Here is a 23,638-nt window from a genome sequence, read left to right on the forward strand (position 1 = left end):
ACGGTCGTGACAGGAGGTGTTACGGGGTGACGGGAGCGTTGGTCAGGCCCTTCACCGCCCCGGTCACGGTGTTGGAGGAGTGGACGACGTTGGGCAGCGCCGAGCACTTCGACACCGACGTGACGTAGATGGCGTACTGGCCCACGCCGCCGAGGTCCGAACGGTTGTTGCGCCAGGTGTTGCCGCAGCCGTTGGGCAGGGCCGGGGTGGTGCTGGTGTTGTGCGTCTCGTAGCCGTTGGCGAAGGTGCCGGGGCTGCGGAACGTGCCCGTGTTGTCCTCGATCACGTAGCCGATGCCCTTGACGTCGACCCAGGAGTCGGCCGAGTTCTGACCGCTGATGCCCTGGCCGTCGAAGGTGTTGCCGCGGATAACACCGTCGTAGGTGCCTTCCTTGACGTCGATGGCCTCGGCCGCGACGTTCGGGCCGATCCTGTTGTTCAGCACCTGGACGCGGTCGCTGCGGTCGATGCCGCCGTTGTTGCCGTGGCAGGCCCAGTTCGAGTTGGCGGAACCGAGGTACACGCCTTCGCCGTAGCCGCGCTGAACCAGGCCGGTGTCGGTGATCGTGGAGTTGCGGATGATGCCGTCGGCCGAGGAACGGCGGAAGTGGACCGCTTCCTCGTCGAGGTGGTGCACCGAGACCGCGTCGATCGTGGTGTGGTGCGAGTTGTCGAGGACGATGCCCTTCTTCGACTCCTGCACGGTGAACCCGGTGAGGTTCCAGTACGGGGACCCGAAGAGCCACAGGCCGTAGCCGGAGTCCCAGCCCGCGGTGGGCGCGGGGCAGGACGGGGCGACGCCGCTGGGGCCGTCGTTGATGAGGACGGCGTCACGCGGGCCGCTCAGGGTGATGCGCTGGGACGCGGTGCCCGCCCGGCCGTTGGCGACGAACGAGCCGCGGTACGTGCCCGCCGCCATCCTGATCGTCTGGCCGGGAGTGGCCGCCGCCAACGCTGCCTGGAGCTGTGCCGCGGTGGACACGTCGACGGTGCTGCCGCCGCCGCTGCCTGGGCTGGTCGTCGCGCTCACGGCGGTGCTCGCCGCCGACCTGTTGCCCGCCGCGTCCCTGGCACGCACCGAGAACGAGTACGCGGTGGCCGGCGACAGGCCGCTGACGGTCGCCGACGTGCCGGTGACGGTCGTGCTGACCGCGTTGCCGAGCAGCACCTCGTAGCCGGTGACGCCGACGTTGTCGGTCGACGCCGTCCATGCGAGCGACACCGAACTGGAGGTCACGCCGGTGGATCGCAGGCTGGTCGGCACGGTGGGCGCCTGCGTGTCCACGGGCGGGGTGGTGCCGCCGCCGCACGACACACCGTTGATCGTGCAGTTCGCCGGCAGGCCGCCGCCGGACGCGTTGAAGCCGAACTTCGTGCTGGCACCGGGTTTGACGGCACCGTTGAAGCCCGCGTTGGTGAACTTGTGGTGCTGGCCCGTGGACGTGCGGACCGAGCTCCACGAACTGGTGATCGTGGTGCCGGACGGCAGGTCGAACTCGACCGTCCACGACGTGCTCGCGGCGTCACCGGAGTTGGTGATCGTCACGTCCGCGCCGTAACCGCCGTTCCACACCGACGTCTGGGTGACCGCCGCCTTCAGCACGGGTGCCGCTGCCTGTGCGGACGCGCCGCTGAGCAGTGCCGCGACGGTCGCGGCGACCCCGGCCAATGCCAGTGCCCTGGTGCCCATCAGTTGCCTCCGCAGGAGTTGCCGTTCACGGTGCAGCCGGTGGGGAGCCCGGTGCCCGAGGCGTTGAAGCCGAACTTCGTGCTGGTGCCCGGCTTGATGGCACCGTTGAAGCTCACGTTGGTGAACTTGTGGTGCTGGCCGGTCGAGGTGCGGACCGAGCTCCACGAACTGCTGACCGTGGTGCCCGAGGGCAGGTCGAACTCGATCGTCCACGACGACGTCGCGGTGGCGCAGCCGTTGGTCAGCGTCACGTCGGCGCCGTAACCGCTGCTCCACACCGAGGTCTGGGTGATCTTGGCGGTGAGACACGAGCCCGACGGCGGATTGGTCGTCGTGGTCGTGGTGCTCGTCGTCGTAGTGGTGGTCGTGGTGGTGGTCGTCGACGTGGTGGTGCTGGTCGGCGGGGTGCCGTTGATCGAGCTGAGGAACAGTGACGCCGCCGAGTCGGTCTTCGTGGCGTCCACGCCGTGGCCGCCGGTGAAGTCGCGCTGCTCGTTCGACGCCCAGTCGGTGATCGGCGTGCCGCCGATGTCGAGGTGCTGGTAGCCCGTGCCGTTCCAGCCGAACTGGTAGATCCGCGCGTGGTCGGCGTAGTAGTCGTTGAACGGGCCGCCGGCCACGGTCTGCTTCGTCATGGTGTTGTTGAAGAAGACGTTGCGGGGACCGGACGCGCCGGACCACTTGACGGCCTTCTTGCCCGCGCCCCACCAGATCGGGAACCAGCTGGAGCTGTCGGGTCCGCCGCCACCCTCCTCACCGCAGTTGGCGCGGCAGTTGGCCGACCGGTGGGCGTAGGGCACCCGCACGGTGTTCAGCTCGAAGAGGTTGTTGCGCTCCCAGCCGCCGTGCAGGTTCAGGTCGGAGTCGAAGTCGTTGCCGATCACGACGTTGCCCGAGGCGGACCACTGGAACGTGAAGTGCCGCAGGTTGCGCGAGGTGTTGCCGGTGTAGAGCGAGTCCCAGACACGCGAGCCGCGGAAGTAACCGTTGCCGCCCTTGCCCTTGTTCCACGAACCGTCGAGCTCGTTGTTCACGATCTGCAGGTTCTTGGCCTCCTCGGTGACGATCGGGTGCGACCCGGTCATCTCCGCGCGGATGCCCTTCACCCACGAGTTCGCCGCCCACTTGAAGACGATGCCGTGCATCTCGGCGGCGGGAGCCATGTTGCCGTAGTTGTTGATCGAGTCGGCCTGGTTGAGGCCGGGCATCGCCTGGGAGAAGCCGAAGTCCTCGAAGCCGACGCCGACGACCGGGTCCACCAGCGGGGAGGCCTTGGAGTCGTAGGCGGCGCCCGCGATCGGCGCGGAACCGTCCGAAGTGGACGTCACCGGGACGTCGTACTCCAGCGGCTTGTCGAGCGTGACGGTCTTGTTCGCCGTGTCCACGGCCGAGATCGTGAAGATCTGCGCCCGCATGTGCATGTTCAGCATCGGGAAGTCGGTGCCGGTGGCCTTCTGCTGCTCGTAGAACTTCACCGAGTTCGCCGCGCGGATGTTGATGAACGACCCGACGGTCATGGCCGCCATGTTCGCGTTCGTCGCCAGGTGGACCACGCGGTCGCCCTGCTTGGCGGAGTTCACCGCGTCACCCGGCTTGGCGCGCAGCTTCGAGCCGGCCTTCCAGTGCACGTTGACCGTGCCCTCGAAGATGTCCTTGCGGTTCTCCGGTGCCGCCGCGTAGTCGCTCGCGTAGCTGGAGTGCACGCCCCGCGACTGCACCCGGAAAAGGCCGCGGCCCGGCCACAGCCAGCCGCCCTTGCCCTGCCCGGACGTCATCCCGTCCTCGTCCCAGTCCGAACCGTCCGGGGTCAGGGAGTCGTACAGGGTGTTCGCGTCCGGCCGGAAGGTGATCTTCGTGGCGTCCCTGCCGGCGCCGCGGATGATCAGGTAGTCCGCGTCGGCGTGCAGTTCGCGCGAGACCGCCAGCTCGCCGGCGGGCAGCGTGATCAGGCTGAGCCTGGAGTAGCTCGCCGACGGCGAGCAGGTCGTCCTGATCGAGTCGATGGCCGCCTGCAGACCCGCCGAGTCGTCGAGTCCGTCGTTCGGCTTCACAGCGAACTGGCTCGCCAGTTCGGCGGCGGTGATCTGGCACGCCGCGCTGGAGTTGATCTCGCTCGGACCGGGGAGGTTCTGGCCTCCGCGATAACCGGCCCTGCTCCAGTCGTACAACCCGCTGACGGGTGCCCGGCGATTGCCCGCCGAGGTGTCCAACCCGGTGAGCGCGCCCGCGCCAGGGGCCGCGTCGGCCGTGTTCACCAGCACGGCGATACCCGCCGCGGCGACTGTGCCCACAATGCCGAGCACAGCTGCTCGACGTAGGCCTTGACTTCGGGACACGCATGCCTCCAGGGACTGTTCGGACCGCGGTTGTGGGGCGGCTCACACTGCGGAATCGAATTGTGAATAGCCCACGAAGTCCCCGTCAACAATTCGTGCGAGATTCGCAGAAATGTTCGAGCATGTGAACATCAGATATGTGAATTAGGGAATCTGCAACGTTTGCAGAAGTCTATTTGACCGCACTTTCAACGACCGCCAGAATGGATTCAGGATCAAGTTCGCCGCCTCCGGAGCGGACGCTCCACAGTGGAGACTCAGCTCCTCGACGCGGAGAGCACCTCGTCTGCGGCACGGTCACCCGAGGTGATGGCGCCGTCGACGTAACCGTTCCAGACCGACGCCGTCTCGGTCCCCGCCCAGTGCAGGGCACCGGTCGGGGCACGCCAGCCGTGCTCGCCGTACTGCGTCCAGCCGCCGGGGTAGACGAAGCACGCGTAGCCGCCGATGGTCCAGCCGTCCTCGGACCAGGCCATCTCGGCATAGTCGATGGGCATGCGCGCACGGGCGCCCGCGACCTCCGCCAGCGCAGCGAGGACATCGGCACGGCGAACGTCGTCGGGCGCGGCGGCCCAGCGGTCGACGCTGTCGCCGTGGACGAACGCGACGAGCACACCTCGTGACGCGTCCTGCGGCGAGTTGTCGAACACCGCTCCCACGGGGTTACGGCCGTGGAGGGCGGCGATGCCGGAGCGGTCCTTCTTGCGCCAGAACGGTTCCTCGTAGACCGCGTGCACCTTCGCGACCCGCCCCATCGGCGTGTGGCCCGTCCAGCCGCGCCGCGCGGCAGGTAAGGCGGGCTCGAAGCCGATGCGTCCCAACGCCGCGGGCGGCACGGTGACGATCGCCCGCCGCGCCCGCACCACCGCCTTGCCGGTGATCACCTCGACGCCGTCGGCCGTGTGCCGGATCGTCAGCACCGGCTCGCCCAGCCGGACGGTCAGCGACGCGGCCATCGCCAGGGCGAGAGCATCCGCGCCGTCGGCGAAACGGGAGTCCTGCGCGCTTCCGGAGACCAGCTGCCCGTAACCACCCGCCGAGGCGACGTAGAACAACACGTGGAAGAACGAGATCTCCCTCGGCTCGCAACACCACACGCCCTGCACCGCGTGCGCCAGCCTGCGCAGCGCGTCCTCGTCGTCGGTCTGCGAGTGGAAGAACTCCTCGGCGGACATCGCGTCGAGGACCTCGAAGCTGGGCGTGAGCCAGGGCTGGTCCAGGTCGACGGTCAGCGCGAGCTCGTCGAGCAGCGCGGTGACGCGCCCGTACTCGACGATGCCGGGACCGGACTTCGGCAACGTGCCGGAGTAGTCGCTCCGGGTGCCGTCGTGCCAGACCTCGACGTGCCGGCCGGTCTCCCAGGCCGGGAACGTCCCGCACTCGTACTGCGCCGCGAGCTCGTGGAACCGCTTCTGGGACGGGCCGATCCACTGTGCGCCGTGGTCGACGCGCACTCCGGACGGCAGCACCTCGCTGACCGCCCGGCCGCCCACGCGGTCCGCGGCCTCCAGGACGACCACACCGAGTCCGGCAGCCGTCAGGCGCGACGCGGCCGCGAGACCCGCGTAGCCGGCGCCGACGACAACGACGTCGGCGGAATGCTGCTCCAGTCCAGTCACGACGCACACGATGGGCAGAACCGACCTGGCAGTCAAGGCAGGAGCCGCGCAGCGATACAGGCCCTAGTGGCGTGGCCCAGCCGGCGTGCCGAGCCGCACCATCAGAAGTCGTCGCCGCTCGTGAGCGCGTGCTCCATGGCGTCCGCGCGGGCGACCAGCAACGCGAGCGGGCGTTCGAACTCCTCCCGCACGCTCAGGTCCTCCAGCGGCACCATGTGCTTGAGCAACGCGAGACCGTCCACCACGGCCGCCCCACCCACCTGCGACTCGCCCGCGAGCTCAAGGAAACGGCGCAGGTCGACGTCCGCGGCGCGGCCGACCGGCGAGGAGATCTCCACCCACGCCGCTCCGCCGAGGTCCGGCAGGTGGTGCACCGAGACCTGCTGGGTCCGCGCGCCGTCGGTGTCGAGACGGAAGCGCAGCCAGGCGTCCGACTCCTCCAGCACCTCGTACCGCAGCCGGACATAGTTGATCACTTCAACCCAGGACGTCACGCCCGGTTCCGCCTCTCTCACGCCCGTTGCCACCACCACCGTAATGCGGGAACAGGGCGTTCGTGCCGCTTTGGCCGATCGTGTCGGACGGGTGTCGCAACCGGGTCATGAGGTGTCCGGTGAACACGAAGCGGACGCACAGTGCACTTAGGTGATGATCGAGTACCCTCCGCTCATGGCCGACGAACGCGCGCCGACGCCGCGCCAGGTCACCTGAAAGGCGAACGACCGTGGTCACTGCCAATGAGAGCGCCGTCAAACTCGCGGTGCTGATCGACGCGGACAACGCCCAGCCCTCGATCACCGAGGCGCTGCTGGCCGAGATCGCCAAGTACGGCACCGCACACGTCAAGCGCGCGTACGGCGACTGGACCGGCACCAGCCTCAAGGGCTGGAAGGACCACCTGCTGGCCCAGTCGATCCAGCCGATCCAGCAGTTCGCCTACACGACCGGCAAGAACGCGACCGACGCGGCGATGGTCATCGACGCGATGGACCTGCTGTACTCCGACCGCTTCGACGGCTTCTGCATCGTCTCGAGCGACTCCGACTTCACCCGCCTCGCCGCCCGCCTGCGCGAGTCCGGGCTCACCGTCTACGGCTTCGGCGAACGCAAGACGCCCAAGCCGTTCGTCGCGGCCTGCGACAAGTTCATCTACGTCGAGAACCTCGCCTACCCCGAGGCCGAAGCCCCTACCGAAACGCCGCTGACGCGGAAGTCCACGGTGTCCGTCGCCCAACTCAAGGGCGACACCACCCTCGTCAAGCTGCTGCGCAACGCCGTCGAGGCGGCGTCCGACGAGGACGGCTGGGCCTCGCTCGCCGCGGTCGGCAGCATCATCACCAAGCAGCGGCCCGAGTTCGACTCCCGCACGTACGGCTACTCCAAGCTCAGCGACCTGATCACCGCGACGACGTTGTTCGAGGTCGACCGCCGTGTTCAGGGCAAGAAGTCGGCGGTCTACGTGCGGGACCGTCGTCGATGATTCTTTTCGGTCAACACTGAAGCAATAGAGATTGCTGACCCGTCAGCGCCAGCCCAGTGCCGGTGCCACGTGCGTCAGGATGTTCTCCAGGACGTGCACGTTGAACTCGACGCCGAGCTGGTTCGGCACGGTCAGCAGCAGCGTGTCCGCCTCGGCGATCGCCTCGTCCCCCGCGAGCTGCTCGACCAGCACGTCGGGCTCGGCCGCGTAGGAACGGCCGAAGATCGCCTTGTTCGGGCCGTCGATGAAACCGACCTGGTCGGTGCTCTTGCCGTCGCCGCCGAAGTACATGCGGTCGAGGTCCGTGGTGAGCGCGAAGATGCTGCGTGACACCGAGACGCGCGGCTCGTGCTTCCAGCCGGCCTCGGTCCAGGCCTTGCGGAACGCCCTGATCTGGTCGGCCTGCTGCACGTGGAACGGCGCGCCGCCCTCGTCGAACTTCAGGGTGGAGCTCATCAGGTTCATGCCCTGCTGGGCTGCCCAGGCGGCGGTGCCGTTGGAACCCGCGCCCCACCAGATCCGGTCGCGCAGGCCCGGCGCGTGCGGCTCGAGGCGGAGCAGGCCGGGCGGGTTCGGGAACATCGGGCGGGGGTGGGGCTCCGCGAAGCCGCCGCCTTCCAGCATCTTCAGGAACAGTTCGGCGTGCATGCGGGCCATGTCGGCGTCGGTCTCGCCCTCACCGGGCCCGTAGCCGAAGTGCCGCCAGCCGTCGATGACCTGCTCGGGCGATCCCCGCGAGATGCCGAGCTGCAGCCTGCCACCGGCGATGAGGTCGGCGGCGCCCGCGTCCTCGGCCATGTACATCGGGTTCTCGTAGCGCATGTCGATCACGCCGGTGCCGATCTCGATGCGCTCGGTCTTCGCGCCGATCGCGGCGAGCAGCGGGAACGGCGACGCGAGCTGCCGGGCGAAGTGGTGCACGCGGAAGTAGGCACCGTCCGCGCCGAGCTCCTCGGCGGCCACGGCCAGGTCGATCGACTGCAGCAACGTGTCGGCCGCCGACCTCGTCTGCGAGTGCGGGCTGTCCGTCCAGTGCCCGAACGACAGAAAACCGATCTTCTTCATGCTGCCAAGATAGTTCAATGTTCAAGTAAATGCCTGTGACTCGTGCGTCACGTGCCGATCAGCGCTTCGGCCGGCGGTCCACGATCCGCTTCATCTTGCCGACGGACCGCTCGATCCCGCCCGGCGCGACGACGTCCACCGCGACGGTGACGCCGATCGAGTTCTTCACCAGCCGCCGCAGCTCCTCCCCCGCGTCCCCGGCCGCGGCGTCCTCGCGGTACTCCACCAGCACGGTCAGGTCGTCGAGGTTGCCGGTGCGGCTCAGCACGCACTGGAAGTGCGGCGACAGCGCGGGAACGCGCAGGATCAGCTCCTCGATCTGGGTCGGGAACAGGTTCACGCCGCGCAGGATGATCATGTCGTCGGTGCGGCCGGTGATCTTCTCGATCCGTCGCATGGTCCGCGCCGTGCCCGGCAGCAACCGGGTCAGGTCACGCGTGCGGTAGCGGATGATCGGCATCGCCTGCTTGGTCAGCGAGGTGAAGACGAGCTCGCCCTCCTCGCCGTCGGGCAGCACCTCACCCGTGACCGGGTCGATGATCTCCGGATAGAAGTGGTCCTCCCAGACGTGCAGACCGTCCTTGGTCTCCACGCATTCACTCGCCACGCCCGGCCCGATCACCTCGGACAGCCCGTAGATGTCCACCGCGTGCATGTCCAGGCGGCGTTCCATCTCGTGGCGCATGTCGTTCGTCCACGGCTCGGCGCCGAAGATGCCGACCTTCAACGACGTCGAGCGCGGATCGACGCCCTGCCGCTCCATCTCGTCGATGATCGAGAGCATGTACGACGGCGTCACCATGATGACGTCCGGCTCGAAGTCGCGGATCAGCTGGACCTGGCGCTCGGTCATGCCACCGGACACCGGAACCACCGTGCAGCCCAGCAGTTCCGCGCCCGCGTGCGCGCCGAGTCCGCCGGTGAACAGGCCGTAGCCGTAGGCGTTGTGCAGGACGTGCCCGGCCCGGCCGCCCGCGGCGCGGATGCTGCGCGCCATGACCTTCGCCCACGTGTCCAGGTCGGCTTTCGTGTAGCCGACGACGGTCGGTTTGCCGGTCGTTCCCGACGAGGCGTGCACGCGGGAGACCTCCGCGCGCGGAACGGCGAACATGCCGAACGGGTAGTTGTCCCGCAGGTCGGCCTTGGTCGTGAAGGGCAGCTTCGCCAGGTCCTCCAGCGACTTCACGTCACCGGGGTGCACACCACCGGCGTCGAGGGAGGCGCGGTAGTGCGGCACGTTCTCGTAGGCGTGGCGGACCGACCACTGCAGCCGTTCGAGTTGCAACGCCCGCAACTCGTCGATCGAGGCAGTTTCGATGGCCTCCAGGTCGCCCGGCCGCGGGCTCAGGTCCAGCATGCCGCCACCGTAGACGACCGTCCGGCTCAGGCCCGGCGGAGCAGCCGGTGGGTGCGCCGGACCGCCGCGAGGCGTTCGTCGCCGTTCATCGCGAGGGCGCGGACCACCGGGTCGTCCGGTCCCCTTCGCTGCCGGATCTCGGCCAGCCTGCCCTGCACCGTCGTAGGACTGCCATCGGGACCGGTGCTCATGTCGCAGTACCAGAGGGCGTCCCGCAGACGGCCGCGGTTGTCCGCGAACTCCCCGAGGGCACCTGCCAGCCCGACGAGCTCGGCCACGGCCGACGCGCCGGAGTGGTGCGCGACCAGGCCGCAGATCCGTTCCGACACGCCCGCCCTGCGCAGGTAGCGCGCCCCGTCGAGCGAGTGCAGGCCGGTGTCGCTCACCTCGGCGGCGTAGCCGATGTCGTGCACCCAGGCCGCGGCGACGAGCAGCTCGCGTTCCTCTTCGGGCAGCACGCGCGCCACGTGTTCGGCACGGCGTGCCACCCCGGCCGTGTGCGCCCAGCGACGGGGCAGCTCGGCGGCGAGCAGGCGGCGGGCGGTGTTGCACGCCCAGGTCGACAGGAACGTTCCCTCCGTCGCCTCGACCGGGAACGCCCGCGCCGAAGCCCGCACCTCACGGGCCACGAACAACGGCACGTAGTCCTGCAGCCGCGCACCTCCGAACCGCGCTCGCGCCCGTTCGATCCACTCGTGCACGAGGCTCGGTGGCACGTCGCCGTACTCACGAACCAGCTGGGACTCCAGGCGCCGGATCTTCTCGTCCGCCTGGCTCACAACCTCCGCTGTGATCGTCACCCGTCCACCGTAAGCTCTGGCGCACCGCCTCGGCCACCGTCGTTCCGCGGGGTTTGGATCACATGGGGGCCGGACTGCCGCCGCAGTTCGGCGCGGGGCGCGGGCGGTTCAGGCCGGATAGACGTGGACCTCGGTCGCCTTCACCGCCGCCCACAACGCGTCTCCCGGACGCAGCCGCAGGTCGGCGAGCGTGGCGGTGGTGATGTCCGCGAGCACGTTCGGCGCGCCGTCCAGGCGGACGCGGGTGGTGTGTGCGTGCTGCTCGATCGCGTCGACCGTGACAGGCCAGACGTTGCGCGGGCTTCCCCCCGGCCGTTCCGCGTGCAGGCTCACGGCGTTGGGCGGGAACACGACGTGCACCGGTCCGTCGACGGGCCGCGGGATCGTGAGCGTGCCGCCTCCCTCCAGGCCGGCCTCGGTGCCCGATGCGGTGCCGCGGTAGAAGTTCAGGCCGACGAGGTTGGCGACGTAGTCGGTGCGCGGCTGGCGGGCGACCTCCGCCGGCGGCCCCGTTTGCACCGCACGGCCGCCTTCCAGGATCACCAGCCGGTCGGCCAGCACCATGGCGTCCAACGGATCGTGGGTGACCAGCAGCGTGTGGCCGCCGAAGTCCGCGAGGTGCCGGCCCAGTTCCGAGCGGACCTGCAGGCGGGTGCTCGCGTCCAGCGCGGCGAGCGGTTCGTCGAGCAGCAGCAGGCTCGGGCCGGTGGCCAGGGCACGAGCGAGAGCGACCCGTTGCGCCTGCCCGCCCGACAACGAACGCGGCTTGGTCTGCGCGTAGCCGTCCAGCCCGACCCGTCCAAGCCAGCGCGCCGCCTCGGCCCGTGCCTCGTTCCGCCGCGTGCCACGGGATCTGAGGCCGAACGCGACGTTCTCCAGCGCGGACATGTGCGCGAAGAGCAGGTAGTCCTGGAACACCACGCCGATCGGCCGTTTCTCGGCGGGCAGGAACGCGTCCGCACCGTCCCAGGTGGACTCACCGACGGTGATGTGCCCTGACGTCAACGGGAGCAGGCCCGCCAGGGCGCGGAGCGCGGTGGACTTGCCGGCGCCGTTCGGGCCGAGCAGCGCGACGACCTCGCCCGGTGCGATCGTCAGGCCGAGGTCGAGGGTGAAGGTGCCGCGCGTGACGCGCAGGTCCGCTTTCAGGGTCACGTCGGCCCGCTGATCCACCGGTCGCGCAGACCGGCCAGCACACCGACGGACACCAGCAGCAGCACGATGCTCAGCACGATCGCCGCGTCCGGGTCCGTTTCCAGGGCCAGGTAGACCGCCAGCGGCATGGTCGTCGTCTCGCCGGGGAAGTTGCCCGCGAACGTGATCGTCGCACCGAACTCCCCCAGCGCCCGCGCCCAGCACAGCACCGCCCCCGCCACCACGCCGGGCAGCACCGACGGCAGCGTCACCCGCCGGAACGTCAGCCACCGGGACGCACCCAGCGTGGCCGCCGCCTCCTCGTAACGCGGATCGGCGGCCCGCAGCGCGCCCTCCACCGAGATCACCAGGAACGGCATGGCCACGAACGCCTCCGCGACGACGACCCCGGCGGTGGTGAACGGCAGCGAGATGCCGAACCAGGCGTCGAGGTGCTCGCCGATCAGCCCGCGCCGGCCCAGCACCAGCAACAACGCGACGCCGCCGACGACCGGTGGCAGCACGAGCGGCACGGTGACAAGCGCGCGCAGGAATCCTCGTCCCGGCAGGCCGGACCGAGCCAGCAGCCAGGCCAGCGGGATGCCGAGGAACAGGCACAGCACCGTCGCCAGCGAGGCGCAGATCAGCGACAACCGCAGCGCCTCACCGACTTCGGCACTGAGCGAAGTGGACAGTGAGGCCCAGGGAGTCTTGATGAGCAGCCCGGCGAGCGGCACCAGCAGGAACGCCAGGCCGATGACGGCGGGCAGGACGAGGACGACGGGCAGCCGTCCGTGCACTCGGTTGCGCCTCACGGGTTGTCGAAGCCCGCCGCGCTCAGCACCGCGCGGCCCTTGCCGGACAGCACGAAGTCCACGAAGGCCTTGGCGGCCACGGCATTGGGTGCCTTGGCCAGCGGGGCGATCGGGTAGTCGTTGACCGCCTGCGCGGACTCGGCGAACTCGATGCCCTCGACCTTGTCGCCCGCGGCCTTCGCGTCCGTCCGGTAGACGAGCGCGGCGTCGACCTCGCCGAGCGAGACCTTGGTGAGCACCGCCTTGACGTCCTGCTCCAGCGTGTCCGGCGCGGGCGTGACCTTGGCGAGCTCGAAGACCTTCTTCGACGCGGCACCGCACGGCACCTGCTCCGCGCACAGCGCGATCTTCTTGCCGGCGTCGGCGAAGTCCGCGAGTCGCGAGATCCCGCCGGGGTTGCCCTTCGGCACCACGATGGCGAGCTTGTTCTTCGCGAACGTCCTCGGCGCGTCCGTGATCGTCTTCGTGTCGGTCACCTGCTTCATGTTCGCAGGAGCGGCGCTCGCGAACACGTCGGCGGGCGCGCCCTGGTCGAGCTGCTGCGCGAGCGCCGAACTGCCGCCGAAGTTGAACCTGACCTTCGTGCCGGGGTTGGCCTCCTCGAAGTCCTCGCCCAGCCGGGTGAACGTCTCGGTCAGCGACGCCGCCGCGAACACGGTGACGTCACCGGTGACGGTCCCGGACGCGGTGGCCGCCCGGTCGCCGGAGCCGCACCCCGCGAGCACCAGCGCGGCGCCCACGAGCACGCTGTTCGCGATTCTGGACATGGTCCCGGCCTCCAGGCGGTCGACTTCAAGGCCGATCCGCAGATTCGGCACTCCCTCATCTTAGGTTCCGCTTCTACGGATGCAATGCCCACCCTGAGGAGCTTCTGCGGATCGCTGCTACGGCGTACCGTGGCGGTTCGGCGCACCCTAGGCTGGCGCCATGGCGGAGCTGCTGACCATCGACGACGTCCGGGCCGCGGCCGAGGTGCTCGACGGACGGGTGCTGCGCACGCCCACGCTCCCCTCGCCGGGACTGTCCGCGCTGCTGGGCGTTGCGACGACGGTGAAGCTGGAACTGTTGCAGCGCAGCGGTTCGTTCAAGACGCGCGGCGCGTTCGCGAAGATCCTCTCGCTGTCCGCCGATGCACGGGCGGCTGGTGTCGTCGGGGTCAGCGGCGGCAACCACGGGATAGCGCTGGCCGTCGCCGCGCGCGAACTCGGCGTGGCCGCGACCGTCGTGATGCCCTCCACGGCGCCCGCGCGCTCGGTCGAACTCGCTCGGGCATCCGGTGCGGACGTGCGGCTCACCGACGGCCTGGCGGCGGCGTTCGCGCTGCTGAACGACCTGGTGGAGGCGGGCGCGACGCTCGTGCACCCCTACGACGACCCGGTCGTGGTCGCCGGGCAGGGCACCGCGGGCCTGGAGTTCGCGACCGACGCGCCGGCCGTCACCGACGTGCTGGTGAGCATCGGCGGCGGTGGATTCATCGCGGGCGTCGCGACGGCGTTCCACGCGCTCGTGCCCGGCGTGCGCGTGTGGGGCGTCGAGGTCGAGGGCGCGGACGCGATGCACCGCGCACTCGCCGCGGGTGGTCCGGTGGAGATCGCGCCGACGTCGATCGTCTCGACCCTCTCGGCGCCGCACGTGTCGCAGCTGACCTACGACCACGCCGTCGCGCTGGTCGAGGACGTCCTGGTGGTGTCCGACGCGGACGCCGTGCGGGGGTCGGTCACGCTGGCCGAGACGCAGAAGGTGTGGGCGGAACCCGCCGCCGGGTGCCTGGTGGCGGCGGCGCCCGCCGTGCTCGACCGGGTCGGTCCCGGCGCGCGGCTGGGCATCGTGGTGTGCGGCGGGAACGTGACCTTCGCGGACATGGCCCGCTGGACGAACTCCTAGGCCGCTGCGCGCAACGGTTTCGACGGTCTCGCGGCGTGGCCGTGGAGCTGGTTTTCGCACTTCAACGCTGGGTACTCGGCTGACATGGAGACCACGGAGGAGGACGGGGAGACCGAGTTGCGGCAGGTGCTGGACGACCTGTCCTACCCGGCCGACAAGGTGCGCATCGTCATCTGTGCCGAAGTCCACGACCTCGGCACCGACCTCCGCCGCCGGCTGCACCACCTCCCCCACCGCCGCTACACCTCTCCGTCCGAGGTGCTGGACGCGCTGTCGTCCGGCACGACCCGGCCGTGAACTCGTTGGGGGACAACGACCGGCACGGCTTGCGGTCGCCGTGACGGCGCGGGACCTGTCAGCCGGCAGGTCCCGCGCCGGACGTCACTTCGTCGCGATCTTGTCGCCCGGCCTGATGAGGTCCGGGTTGGTCAGGTAGCGGGCGTTCTTGGCCACCAGCGCCTGCCAGCCCCCGTCGACGCGCAGTTCCGCGGCGATGCCGCTCAGCGTGTCACCGGACTTGATCGTGTAGTCGCCGTCGGGGTTGCTCGTGGACGGCGCGGCCAGCGGCACCACGCGCGACGCGGCCTTGCGACCGGCCGGGACCTGCCCCTTGCGCGCCGGTTGCTCACCGCCGGTGGCACGTCGTCCGCACACGCCCCACGCTCCCAGACCCTGAGTCCGCAGAACGTTTTCGGCGACGCGGATCTGCTCCTCGCGGGACGCCTGGTGGGCGTGGCCGGAGCCGCCGTTGGCCTGCCAGGTCGACTGGCTGAACTGGAGTCCGCCGTAGTAGCCGTTGCCGGTGTTGGTCGACCAGTTGTTGCCGCTCTCGCACTGTGCGATCCGGTCCCAGTCGACCGGCGCCGAGGCTGAGGCGATCGTGCCGCCTGCGGTGACGAGCGCCGTCGCGGAGAAGGCGATGAGCACGGCGCGACTGGTGAAGTTGCCACGGAGATGACGCATGTCCCTTTGAACCCCGTCCCGCTCTCGCCCGCGAGGGGTGCCTGTCCGACGAGGAATTCGTCCATGGCATGGACAGGGCGTGCCGCTGGACAGGTGAGCGTACGGCGAACCCTGGTGGTGCGGCGGTCTCACGACCGCTGGCAGGACCGTAGGAACGTCGCGCCGGATCCGCATGGCCGGACGCGGGCAAGATCACCCGATAGGTCGTTTTCCCGGGATCGATGTGTAAACGGCCGAAATGACGTGTTCGCTCACCTGTCGGTGTGCTCGGAGTACGCGGCGGCACTGAGTCGCTGACGCTCGCGCTTGAGCTGCTTCTCGAAACCGTGCCGCTCGCCGTCCGCCAAGTCGTCCCGGACGGCGCGTTCGACGTCGCGGAACACGTCGTGGTACATGTCGTCGTAGTCCTCGACGATCTGGAAGGTCCACCGTCCAGGAAGGACGTTGCGGCCGAGCAGCTCGCGTTGCACGCGGTTCGCGTGGTCGGTGTGCCCCGCCTCGCGCAACGCCGTGACCGCGTCACCGAGCTCGAAGTCGGCGGTGCCGGTGAGCTGGTGGAACGAGTACAGGTGACCACGGGCGCGTTCGGTGGTCTCCAGCGCCTTGCGGAGCTTGCCCAGCGCCTCGATCGTCTTGTCGTCCATACCGGCCCGAGTACCCCGTTGTGGTTCGCCCCTATCCCGCACGGGTACTCGGGCGGCGAGGTCCAGAAGAGCGGAGATGGGCACTTGCCGGATGCGTGCGCTGACACCGTTGGGGTGGAAGAAGAGTTTCTGCTCGTCGACGCTGCGTCCCAGCGGACGGTGATGCGCGCGCAGGCCGTGCTGGCGAGGGTGCGGGACACCGAACTGACGAAGTTTCACGCGGAGCTGGCCGGAACCCAGGTGGAGGCCGCGACCGGACCGTGCACCGGTGTGGCCGCCCTGGGTGAGGCACTCACGCAGGCCCGCGCGATGCTCGCCGGCGCCGCCCGTGCGGAAGGCGTGGAGCTGATCTCCCGCGGCACGCCGGTCAAAGCCGCGACGCGCTCGGTCATCGCGGACGGCTCACGGTTCCACCGCGTCCTCGACATGTACGCGGGCGTCGTCGAGGACTACGAGGCGTGCGGCTGCCACGTGCACGTCGGTGTGCCGGACCGCGAGACCGCGGTGGCCGTGCTGAACCACGTACGGCCGTGGCTGCCGACGCTGCTGGCCCTGTCCGCCAACTCCTCCGGCCACGGCTACGCGAGCTGGCGGATGGTGCTGCAGTCGAGGTTCCCCGGCTCGGGCGTGCCTCCGCTGTTCCGCGACGCGCGGGACTACGACGCCCACGTCGCCCGGATGGTGACCTGCGGAACGCTCGTGGACGCGGCGCAGTCGTTCTGGCTGGTGCGGCTGGCATCCCGGCTGCCGACCGTGGAGTTCCGCGCGGCGGACGCCGCTGCGGAGGTCGACGGCGCAGTGCTGCAGGCCGCACTGTCCCGTGCTCTCGTCCACGCCGCCCACGAGGACGTCCAGAAAGGCGTGGAACCTTCCGCGGTGCGCGACGACGTGCTCGCCGCCGCCGTGTGGACCGCGTCCAGGTACGGCATCGGCGGTGACGCGGTCGACCCGTGGCGGGAGTGCCGCGTGCCCGCGACCGTGCTGCTGGACGACCTGGTCGAGCACGTGACGCCCGCGTTGGAGGAGCGCCGCGAACTGGCGCTCGTGCGTGAGTTGGTCGCCGCGCGGGTATGACATCGGAGTGCAACTACCCTCGCCGCGCGGCCCCTTGTCAGAGCGGGTCGTCGCCACGCTGAACGGTGAACCCGACGGACGCGTCATCGAGTTCGCCGACGCCGACCCGTACGGCGAAGACCTGACCATCGCTCTGCACATGTTGTACGAGCTGCATTACGGCGGTTTCGACGGCGTGCACCCGGCCTGGGAGTGGGATCCGGAACTCCTGCGGCTGCGGGCTCGGATCGAGGACGTGTTCCTCACCCGACTCCGGTCCGACGTGGACGGCGGCGAGGACCTCGACGCGGCCCTGGGAGACCTGCTGGTCGAGCACGTTCCCGGCAGCGGGGTGTCACACCACCTGCGCGACAACGGGACCTGGGACCAGATGTGCGAGTACTTCGCGCATCGTTCGGTGTACCACCACAAGGAAGCAGACCCGCATGCGTGGGTCATCCCCCGGTTACGGGGCAGGGCGAAGGCCGCGCTGGTGGCGGTGGAGTTCGACGAGTTCGGCGGTGGACGCGCCGATCGCATGCATTCCCGGCTCTACGCCGACCTGCTCGAAGGCGCGGGGATGTCCCCCGGCTACCTGCACTACCTCGACGACGTGCCGGCGCCCGCCATCGCGATCGTCAACATGATGTCGCTGTTCGGCCTGCACCGGTCGTCGCGCGGCGCCCTGGTCGGCCACTTCGCGGCAGCCGAGATCACGACGGCGCCGAGTGCCCGGCGCATGGCCCAGGCGTTGGAGCGCCTGGGCGCCGACCCGCGATGTGTCGAGTTCTTCACCGAGCACATCGAGGCCGACGCCGTGCACGAGCAGATCATGCGCAACGACGTCATCGGCTCGTTGCTGGAGCAGGAACCGTCACTCAGGGCCGACGTGGTGTTCGGCATCCAGGCGACGGAACACCTCGAGTCACGGCTCGCCGCTCACCTGCTGTCGTCCTGGGACTCGGGCGAGTCGTCACTGCGGACCCGGCGACGGTGGCTGGTGTCGCAGAACGGATAGCGCTTGCTGCGGCGGCACGCGCACACCGCGACGACGAACCGATCGCTCGTGTGGGTCACGCCGTCGTCGGTGACGAGTTCGACCGGCCCCTCAACCAGCACGGGGCCGTTCGGCACGATCGTCACCCTGCGCGAGCGGGCTTCGGTCACCGCGGATCACCACCAGTTCCTCGTCCACCTGTCCTGGCTCGATCAGGCCGTGCCGTTCCAGGAACGCCGTCCTGGACCGCATCACCGGCCCGAACGGCACCCGGCGCCGTTGCACGACAGAGGCTTTCAACCCGCACTCACGCAACTGCTGCAACGTCAGGTCCACTCCGCACAGTGCGGAGTGGACCATCAGCAGCACGCCGCCGGGCGCGAGCAGGTCGAACGATAAGGCGCACAAGGGATTCAGGAGCTCGCGGCCGTCCAGCCCGGCGTCCCACGCCCTCGCCCTTCCTCGCGCGACGCAGTTCGCGGGCACGTACGGCGGATTGGCCAGCACGAGGTCGAAGCTCTCGTCTCTCACGACGTCGAGCACGTTGCCCTGGCGGACACGGATCGGCGCGCGGTTCATCAACGCGTTGATCCGTGCCGTCCACACGGCACGCCGGGAAACATCCACAGCGGTCACATCGGCGGCACCGGCGCGCATGGCGGCCAGCGCGAGCGCGCCCGTGCCGGTCCCGATGTCCAGAACGCGGGCGCCCCTGGGGATCGCTGCCGCGTGGAGCGCTTCAAGCAGAAGCGCGGTGTCGTCTTGGGGCGCGTACACGCCCCGCGCTCTGAGCAACATCACGAACGTGGAATCGGCCTGCCACAAGGCCTTGAAACAAGCTGACATCGCGTGTTTGCGGGCCGGTCACGGGGGCACCCGCCTCACAACTGTGTTTTTCGGGAAGGAGCCTCGATGAAGGCGGTCACCTGGCACGGCAAGCGCGACGTCCGGGTGGAGACGGTGCCCGATCCCCGGATCGTGTCTCCGACGGACGCCGTCATCAGAGTCACCTCCACCGGTGTGTGCGGCTCGGATCTTCACCTGTACGAGGTGCTCGGCCCGTTCATGACCGAGGGCGACGTCCTGGGACACGAACCCATGGGCGTCGTCGAGGAGGTCGGCGCGGAGGTCACCTCGCTCAAGGCCGGAGACCGGGTGGTCGTGCCGTTCAACATCTCCTGCGGCCACTGCTTCATGTGCGAGCGCGGCCTGCAGTCGCAGTGCGAGACGACCCAGGTCACCAGCCAGGGCAAGGGCGCGGCGCTGTTCGGCTACACGGTGCTCTACGGGCAGGTGCCCGGCGGCCAGGCCGAGTACCTGCGGGTGCCCCAGGCGCAGTACGGGCCGATCAAGGTGCCGGACGGCCCGCCGGACGACCGGTTCGTCTACCTGTCCGACGTGCTGCCGACGGCCTGGCAGGCGGTCGAGTACGCCGAGATCCCGGCGGAAGGCTCCGTCGTGGTCTTCGGCCTCGGGCCGATCGGGCAGATGTGCGCCCGCGTCGCCCTGCACAAGGGCGCCGGCCTGGTCATCGGGATCGACCTCGTGTCCGAACGCCTGGCACGCGCCGAAGCGCACGGGGCAACGGTGATCGACACACGCGACCACGACAACATCGGCGACGCCGTCCGCGCACTCACCTCGGGCCGGGGCGCGGACTCCGTCATCGACGCGGTGGGCATGGAGGCGCACGGCGCACCGGCCGCCCGGATCACGCACAACCTGGTGGCCGCACTGCCCAAGGCCGTCGGTGCGCTGATCACCGAGAAGGCGGGCATCGACCGCCTGAGCGTGCTGTACGCCGCCATCGACTCCGTGCGGCGCGGCGGCACGATCTCGCTGTCCGGCGTGTACGGCGGCATGATCGACCCGATGCCCATGATGGAACTGTTCGACAAACAGATCAGGCTCCACATGGGACAGGCGAACGTGCACCGCTGGGTCGACGAGATCCTGCCGTTGCTCTCCGGCACCGACGATCCGCTCGGCGTCGACGACTTCGCCACCCACCGGTTGCCGTTGCAGGAAGCCCCGCGCGCCTACGAGATGTTCCAGAAGAAGCTCCACGGCGCTCAGAAGGTCCTGCTGCAACCCGCGAGCTAGAACCGCTACGGCGAAACGGTGGGCATCGCCTTTGCGATGCCCACCGTTTCGCTGTCATCAGGAATACCGGCACTCCGATCAGCGCGTGCGCGCGACGCGGCTGCGGCCCAGCGCCAGACCGAGGGCGATCATGCCGACGCCGAGGAACAGGTGCAGCCAGTTGTCGGCGTTGTTGAGCGGCACGAAGTTGGCCTGGCTGTCGTGGTCGATCACCAACCCGTACAGCCACAGCACCAGGTAGATCGCTCCGCCGCCGACGAGGTACCAGTACGCGCCGCCGGGCGTGCGGGCCATCAGGAAGCCGGCCACGCCGAAGGCGAGGTGCACGATGTTGTGGAAGACCGACACCGCGAACAGCCCCAGCAGCAACGCCTGGGACTCGTGGCCGGCCAGCTCCAGCATGTCGTAGTTCGTGGTCAGGCCTGGGATGAACCCGGCGATGCCCACCAGCGTGAACACGGCGGCGACGACCATCGCGGCGATCTGGACGGTGCCACGTCGCGCCGTTTCGGTTCGGGACATGACGACTCCCTCGGATATGAGCCCTCTTCGGACGCGATCGGCTACCCCCGCGAAGTCGCGCCAAACGTTTGTGCTCGAGTGGTTGGTGTCCGCGAATCACCGGATACTCCCTCACTGACATTCCCGTGCGGTAGGAGGATGCAGTGGCCAGCCACAAGCCAGGCAAGCTCGTGAAGGCGGCGCTGGAGAAGGCGGTCGACAAGGTCACCGAACTGGTGAACCCGCCGATCCCCGGCACCCCGGGCAGTGAGCCGCCGTCGCTCGACGAGCCGACCGAGCCGCGGGGGCCGTTGCCGCCCAAGCCCGACCAGACCGGACCGGAGACGGTGTCGCCGACGGGCGCCCCGACCGGAGCACCCCAGCTGTCCCGGGGCCAGCAGGGTGAGTTCCTCACCACCTCCACCGGCGCTCGGCTGCACGACACCGACCACTCGCTGAAGGCCGGAGAACGCGGGCCGACGTTGCTGCAGGACCACCACCTGCGTGAGAAGGTCATGCACTTCGACCACGAACGCATTCCGGAGCGCGTCGTGCACGCGCGTGGGTACGGGGCGCACGGCGTGTTCGTCGGCTACGGCACCGCGTCGAACGTCTGCATGGCCGGCTTTCTCGGCGACGGCGTGGAAACGCCCGTGTTCGTGCGGTTCTCGACCGTGCTGGGCTCGCGCGGCTCGGCGGACACCGTGCGGGACACCCGCGGGTTCGCGACGAAGTTCTACACCAAGGAGGGCAACTTCGACCTGGTGGGAAACAACATGCCGGTGTTCTTCATCCAGGACGGGATCAAGTTCCCGGACGTGATCCACGCGGGCAAGCCCCACCCGGACCGGGAGATCCCGCAGGCACAGAGCGCGCACGACACGTTCTGGGACTTCGTCTCGACCCACACCGAGGCCACCCACCACGTCATGTGGAACATGTCCGACCGCGGCATCCCCCGCTCGTACCGCATGATGGAAGGCTTCGGCGTCCACACGTTCCGCCTCGTCAACGCCGAGGGCGAGACCGTGCTCGCGAAGTTCCACTGGAAGCCGAAGCTGGGCGTGCACTCCCTGGTGTGGGAGGAGGCCCAGCTGGCCGGCGGCTTCGACCCCGACTTCCACCGCCGCGACCTCGCCGACGCCATCGAGTCCGGCGCGTACCCGCAGTGGGAGCTCGGCCTGCAGATCATGCCCGACAGTCCACAACAGACCTTCGAGGGCATCGACCTGCTCGACCCGACGAAGATCGTCCCGGAGGAGCTCGCGCCGGTGCAGCCGATCGGCATGCTGACGCTCAACCGCAACCCGCAGAACTACTTCGCGGAGACCGAGCAGGTGGCGTTCCACGTCGGCAACCTGGTGCCGGGCGTCGACGTCACCGACGACCCGCTGCTGCAGGCCCGGCTGTTCTCCTACCTGGACACCCAGCTGACCAGGCTCGCGGGTCCCAACTTCAACCAGATCCCGATCAACCGCCCGCACGCGCCGGTCAACGACATGCTCCGCGACGGGTTCCACCAGCACGCGGTGCACGCGGGCGTCGCCCCCTACCGGCCGAACACGCTCGACGGCGGCAACCCGTTCGTCGCGAAGGCCCAGGACCGGCCGCTCGTCGAGGTGGCGCAACCGTTGCCGAGGGCCGTCAAGGTCCGTGAGGCGCCTAAGTCGTTCGCGGACCACTTCACGCAGCCGAGGTTGTTCTGGCAGAGCCTGTCGCCGGTCGAGAAGGAACACCTCGTGAACGCGTTCACCTTCGAACTGGGCAAGTGCTACGAGCAGGCGATCAAGGAACGCGAGCTGCTGGTGCTGGCAGGCGTCGACGCCACGCTGTGCGCGGGGGTGGCCAGGGGGCTGGGACTTCCGGTGCCGGCGACGGCCAGGCTGAAGAAGGTCACGCCCAGTCCGGCCCTGTCGCAGGTCGGGCACACGTGGCCCCCGGATGGTCGCATCATCGGGATCGTGGTCGACCCAGCCGATCTCGACGGCGTGCGCACGGTGCGCGAGACCGTCCTGGCGGGCGGAATGGTGCCGTTGCTGATCGCTCCGACCGGCGGGCCGCTCGGCGACAGCGATCTGGTCGCGCAGCGCACGTTCCACACCGCGCGATCGATCGAGTTCGACGCACTGCTGGTCGCGGGCAACGCCACCGACCCGCGCGTCGCCCTCATGATCCAGGAGTGCTTCCGCCATGCCAAGGCCATCGGGGCGTGGGGCACCGGACGCACCGCCCTGGAAGCCGCGGGATGCGGGACGGGACCGGGGATCGTGGTCGACGACGACCCGTCGAAGGTCCTCGCGGAGGTCACCACGCTGCTCGGTGCCCACCGCGTGTGGGACCGCTTCCCCCCGGCCATCGCATGAGCGGCCAGGAAGCGCTCACCGAGCAGGAGCTGGCCTTCCTCCGCTCGATGTTCGACCTGGCCCGCGCCGGGGACACGGCGCGACTGGCCGAGGCGGTCGACGCGGGGATACCGGTCAACCTCACCAACGGTGCGGGCGACACCCTGCTGATCCTCGCCGCCTACCACCGCCATCCGGACGCGGTCGAGGCGTTGCTGGAGCGGGGCGCCGACACCGGCAGGATCAACGACCGGGGACAGACCGCCCTGGGAGCCGCGGTGTTCCGGCGCTCGGAGCGCATCGTCCGCCTGCTGCTCGCCGCGGGGGCGGACCCCGCTCTCGGACCGAGGTCCGCGCTCGACGTCGCCCGGCACTTCGACCTGCCGGAGATGCTGGCGCTGCTGGAGCCCGTCCTGGGTGCGCATACCCGGTGAAACCGCACGTGGGCGGGGCGGCGCCACGCTGCCTCGCCCGCGATTCGCGGACGAACCGGCCTACCTCGGAGCGATGTCCACGACCAGCGGCCACATCACCATGTCGAGCGTCAGGTCGCTGCGGATCACCGGGATCCACCGCAGGTTCGTGCCGGGGTCGACCATCTCCGGCCCGACCGCGACCGCACGCCGGAACGGCGGCTCGGCGGACGGGGAGGGATCGAAGTACGTCACGACGGCACCGTTCTCGAGGTGCTCGGTGACGGTACTTCCGCGTTCGGATACCGGCTTTCGGTTGTCCGGCGGCCGGGGTGGTTCGCCGCGCGGCGCTGACGGTGTGGTGGCCATGGTCAGAAATACCCCGGCCGGACCGGGATAACCGTGACGACCGGAGTCAGGTTTGGTCATGCAGCGCACCGAG

24 protein-coding genes are annotated in these 23,638 nt (G+C 69.6%); 8 read left to right on the top strand and 16 right to left on the bottom strand.

Going from position 1 to position 23,638, the window contains the following annotated elements; genetic code table 11:
• Positions 1-19 precede the first annotated feature (19 nt).
• The 4 genes from IG04_RS0105135 to IG04_RS0105150 all read right to left on the bottom strand — a co-directional run bounded on the left by IG04_RS0105135 (position 20) and on the right by IG04_RS0105150 (position 6,139).
• Positions 20-1,690: a cellulose binding domain-containing protein gene (locus IG04_RS0105135; protein ID WP_030475354.1), complete on the bottom strand. Its 1,671-nt coding sequence runs from the start codon at positions 1,688-1,690 to the stop codon at positions 20-22.
• On the bottom strand, positions 1,690-3,993 hold the full coding sequence (locus tag IG04_RS47610; protein ID WP_030475355.1) for a cellulose binding domain-containing protein: 2,304 nt from the start codon (positions 3,991-3,993) through the stop codon (positions 1,690-1,692). The genes IG04_RS0105135 and IG04_RS47610 overlap by 1 nt, the downstream gene beginning before the upstream one ends.
• Positions 3,994-4,283: 290 nt before the next feature.
• A complete protein-coding gene (locus IG04_RS0105145; protein ID WP_030475356.1) occupies positions 4,284-5,645 on the bottom strand; it encodes a flavin monoamine oxidase family protein in 1,362 nt (453 codons plus the stop codon).
• A gap of 101 nt (positions 5,646-5,746) precedes the next feature.
• Positions 5,747-6,139 carry a hypothetical protein gene (locus IG04_RS0105150; RefSeq protein ID WP_030475357.1) on the bottom strand — a complete coding sequence of 131 codons (393 nt, stop codon included), beginning with the start codon at positions 6,137-6,139 and terminating at the stop codon, positions 5,747-5,749.
• A gap of 230 nt (positions 6,140-6,369) precedes the next feature.
• On the opposite strand from IG04_RS0105150, the gene IG04_RS0105155 reads away from it, so the two are divergent.
• A complete protein-coding gene (locus IG04_RS0105155) occupies positions 6,370-7,125 on the top strand; it encodes an NYN domain-containing protein (RefSeq protein WP_030475358.1) in 756 nt (251 codons plus the stop codon).
• Between the two features lie 42 nt (positions 7,126-7,167).
• Here IG04_RS0105155 and IG04_RS0105160 read toward each other — a convergent pair whose 3' ends face one another.
• The 6 genes from IG04_RS0105160 to modA form a co-directional block, all read right to left on the bottom strand.
• Positions 7,168-8,190, bottom strand: a complete 1,023-nt coding sequence (locus tag IG04_RS0105160; protein WP_030475359.1) for an LLM class flavin-dependent oxidoreductase — start codon at positions 8,188-8,190, stop codon at positions 7,168-7,170.
• A 58-nt stretch (positions 8,191-8,248) separates the two neighbouring features.
• Positions 8,249-9,547, bottom strand: coding sequence for a phenylacetate--CoA ligase PaaK (gene paaK / locus IG04_RS0105165; protein ID WP_030475360.1), 1,299 nt, complete (start codon positions 9,545-9,547; stop codon positions 8,249-8,251).
• A 26-nt stretch (positions 9,548-9,573) separates the two neighbouring features.
• Positions 9,574-10,347 (bottom strand): HD domain-containing protein, encoded by a 774-nt coding sequence (locus IG04_RS42265; RefSeq protein ID WP_030475361.1) that lies wholly within the window; start codon positions 10,345-10,347, stop codon positions 9,574-9,576.
• A 108-nt stretch (positions 10,348-10,455) separates the two neighbouring features.
• Positions 10,456-11,502, bottom strand: a complete 1,047-nt coding sequence (locus IG04_RS0105175) for an ABC transporter ATP-binding protein (protein WP_030475362.1) — start codon at positions 11,500-11,502, stop codon at positions 10,456-10,458.
• A complete protein-coding gene (gene modB, locus IG04_RS0105180; protein ID WP_030475363.1) occupies positions 11,499-12,296 on the bottom strand; it encodes a molybdate ABC transporter permease subunit in 798 nt (265 codons plus the stop codon). The genes IG04_RS0105175 and modB overlap by 4 nt, the downstream gene beginning before the upstream one ends.
• Entirely contained in the window at positions 12,293-13,063 is a 771-nt protein-coding gene (gene modA, locus IG04_RS0105185; RefSeq protein ID WP_030475364.1) for a molybdate ABC transporter substrate-binding protein, read from the bottom strand. Before modA ends, modB begins: the two co-directional genes overlap by 4 nt.
• Before the next feature lie 160 nt (positions 13,064-13,223).
• Here modA and IG04_RS0105190 point away from each other — a divergent pair, with 160 nt between their 5' ends.
• Positions 13,224-14,180, top strand: a complete 957-nt coding sequence (locus tag IG04_RS0105190; protein ID WP_245815991.1) for a threonine ammonia-lyase — start codon at positions 13,224-13,226, stop codon at positions 14,178-14,180.
• Between the two features lie 84 nt (positions 14,181-14,264).
• Positions 14,265-14,477 carry a DUF2795 domain-containing protein gene (locus IG04_RS0105195; protein ID WP_030475366.1) on the top strand — a complete coding sequence of 71 codons (213 nt, stop codon included), beginning with the start codon at positions 14,265-14,267 and terminating at the stop codon, positions 14,475-14,477.
• Between the two features lie 84 nt (positions 14,478-14,561).
• Here the strand turns inward: IG04_RS0105195 and IG04_RS0105200 are convergent, their stop codons facing one another.
• Positions 14,562-15,143, bottom strand: coding sequence for a LysM peptidoglycan-binding domain-containing protein (locus tag IG04_RS0105200; RefSeq protein ID WP_030475367.1), 582 nt, complete (start codon positions 15,141-15,143; stop codon positions 14,562-14,564).
• A 251-nt stretch (positions 15,144-15,394) separates the two neighbouring features.
• Positions 15,395-15,787, bottom strand: a complete 393-nt coding sequence (locus IG04_RS0105205) for a hypothetical protein (RefSeq protein WP_051768923.1) — start codon at positions 15,785-15,787, stop codon at positions 15,395-15,397.
• Positions 15,788-15,901: 114 nt separating this feature from the next.
• Between IG04_RS0105205 and IG04_RS0105210 the strand changes: the two genes are divergently transcribed.
• Together IG04_RS0105210 and IG04_RS0105215 are read left to right on the top strand one after the other, a co-directional pair.
• Positions 15,902-16,861 (top strand): carboxylate-amine ligase, encoded by a 960-nt coding sequence (locus IG04_RS0105210; protein ID WP_051768925.1) that lies wholly within the window; start codon positions 15,902-15,904, stop codon positions 16,859-16,861.
• A 34-nt stretch (positions 16,862-16,895) separates the two neighbouring features.
• Positions 16,896-17,858 (top strand): iron-containing redox enzyme family protein, encoded by a 963-nt coding sequence (locus IG04_RS0105215; protein ID WP_245815990.1) that lies wholly within the window; start codon positions 16,896-16,898, stop codon positions 17,856-17,858.
• Here the strand turns inward: IG04_RS0105215 and IG04_RS44975 are convergent.
• Together IG04_RS44975 and IG04_RS0105220 are read right to left on the bottom strand one after the other, a co-directional pair.
• Positions 17,780-18,007: a CDGSH iron-sulfur domain-containing protein gene (locus tag IG04_RS44975; protein ID WP_084400989.1), complete on the bottom strand. Its 228-nt coding sequence runs from the start codon at positions 18,005-18,007 to the stop codon at positions 17,780-17,782. The genes IG04_RS0105215 and IG04_RS44975 overlap by 79 nt on opposite strands.
• Positions 17,949-18,638, bottom strand: coding sequence for a HemK2/MTQ2 family protein methyltransferase (locus IG04_RS0105220; protein ID WP_051768971.1), 690 nt, complete (start codon positions 18,636-18,638; stop codon positions 17,949-17,951). The genes IG04_RS44975 and IG04_RS0105220 overlap by 59 nt, the downstream gene beginning before the upstream one ends.
• Before the next feature lie 111 nt (positions 18,639-18,749).
• Between IG04_RS0105220 and IG04_RS0105225 the strand changes: the two genes are divergently transcribed.
• Positions 18,750-19,940, top strand: coding sequence for a zinc-dependent alcohol dehydrogenase (locus IG04_RS0105225; RefSeq protein ID WP_030475372.1), 1,191 nt, complete (start codon positions 18,750-18,752; stop codon positions 19,938-19,940).
• 78 nt (positions 19,941-20,018) lie between these two features.
• Here the strand turns inward: IG04_RS0105225 and IG04_RS0105230 are convergent, their stop codons facing one another.
• Entirely contained in the window at positions 20,019-20,462 is a 444-nt protein-coding gene (locus tag IG04_RS0105230; protein ID WP_030475373.1) for a DUF4383 domain-containing protein, read from the bottom strand.
• A gap of 143 nt (positions 20,463-20,605) precedes the next feature.
• Here IG04_RS0105230 and IG04_RS0105235 point away from each other — a divergent pair, with 143 nt between their 5' ends.
• Complete coding sequence (locus IG04_RS0105235; RefSeq protein WP_030475374.1) at positions 20,606-22,804, top strand: catalase; 2,199 nt, start codon at positions 20,606-20,608, stop codon at positions 22,802-22,804.
• Complete coding sequence (locus IG04_RS0105240; RefSeq protein ID WP_030475375.1) at positions 22,801-23,217, top strand: ankyrin repeat domain-containing protein; 417 nt, start codon at positions 22,801-22,803, stop codon at positions 23,215-23,217. The genes IG04_RS0105235 and IG04_RS0105240 overlap by 4 nt, the downstream gene beginning before the upstream one ends.
• Positions 23,218-23,277: 60 nt before the next feature.
• Here IG04_RS0105240 and IG04_RS0105245 read toward each other — a convergent pair whose 3' ends face one another.
• Positions 23,278-23,625, bottom strand: a complete 348-nt coding sequence (locus IG04_RS0105245) for a hypothetical protein (RefSeq protein ID WP_144065246.1) — start codon at positions 23,623-23,625, stop codon at positions 23,278-23,280.
• Positions 23,626-23,638: the final 13 nt, after the last annotated feature.

Source organism: Lentzea albidocapillata, from assembly GCF_000719115.1.
In the GTDB taxonomy this organism is placed as follows: Bacteria; Actinomycetota; Actinomycetes; order Mycobacteriales; family Pseudonocardiaceae; genus Lentzea; species Lentzea albidocapillata.

What these genes read in the sequence shown, in the direction of transcription:
- IG04_RS0105135 (WP_030475354.1), bottom strand. Translation starts at nt 1,690, where the DNA reads ATGGGCACCAGGGCACTGGCATTGGCCGGGGTCGCCGCGACCGTCGCG.
- IG04_RS0105160 (WP_030475359.1), bottom strand. Translation starts at nt 8,190, where the DNA reads ATGAAGAAGATCGGTTTTCTGTCGTTCGGGCACTGGACGGACAGCCCG.
- paaK (WP_030475360.1), bottom strand. Translation starts at nt 9,547, where the DNA reads ATGCTGGACCTGAGCCCGCGGCCGGGCGACCTGGAGGCCATCGAAACT.
- modA (WP_030475364.1), bottom strand. Translation starts at nt 13,063, where the DNA reads ATGTCCAGAATCGCGAACAGCGTGCTCGTGGGCGCCGCGCTGGTGCTC.
- IG04_RS0105190 (WP_245815991.1), top strand. Translation starts at nt 13,224, where the DNA reads ATGGCGGAGCTGCTGACCATCGACGACGTCCGGGCCGCGGCCGAGGTG.
- IG04_RS0105195 (WP_030475366.1), top strand. Translation starts at nt 14,265, where the DNA reads ATGGAGACCACGGAGGAGGACGGGGAGACCGAGTTGCGGCAGGTGCTG.
- IG04_RS0105200 (WP_030475367.1), bottom strand. Translation starts at nt 15,143, where the DNA reads ATGCGTCATCTCCGTGGCAACTTCACCAGTCGCGCCGTGCTCATCGCC.
- IG04_RS0105205 (WP_051768923.1), bottom strand. Translation starts at nt 15,787, where the DNA reads ATGGACGACAAGACGATCGAGGCGCTGGGCAAGCTCCGCAAGGCGCTG.
- IG04_RS0105225 (WP_030475372.1), top strand. Translation starts at nt 18,750, where the DNA reads ATGAAGGCGGTCACCTGGCACGGCAAGCGCGACGTCCGGGTGGAGACG.
- IG04_RS0105230 (WP_030475373.1), bottom strand. Translation starts at nt 20,462, where the DNA reads ATGTCCCGAACCGAAACGGCGCGACGTGGCACCGTCCAGATCGCCGCG.
- IG04_RS0105240 (WP_030475375.1), top strand. Translation starts at nt 22,801, where the DNA reads ATGAGCGGCCAGGAAGCGCTCACCGAGCAGGAGCTGGCCTTCCTCCGC.
- IG04_RS0105245 (WP_144065246.1), bottom strand. Translation starts at nt 23,625, where the DNA reads ATGACCAAACCTGACTCCGGTCGTCACGGTTATCCCGGTCCGGCCGGG.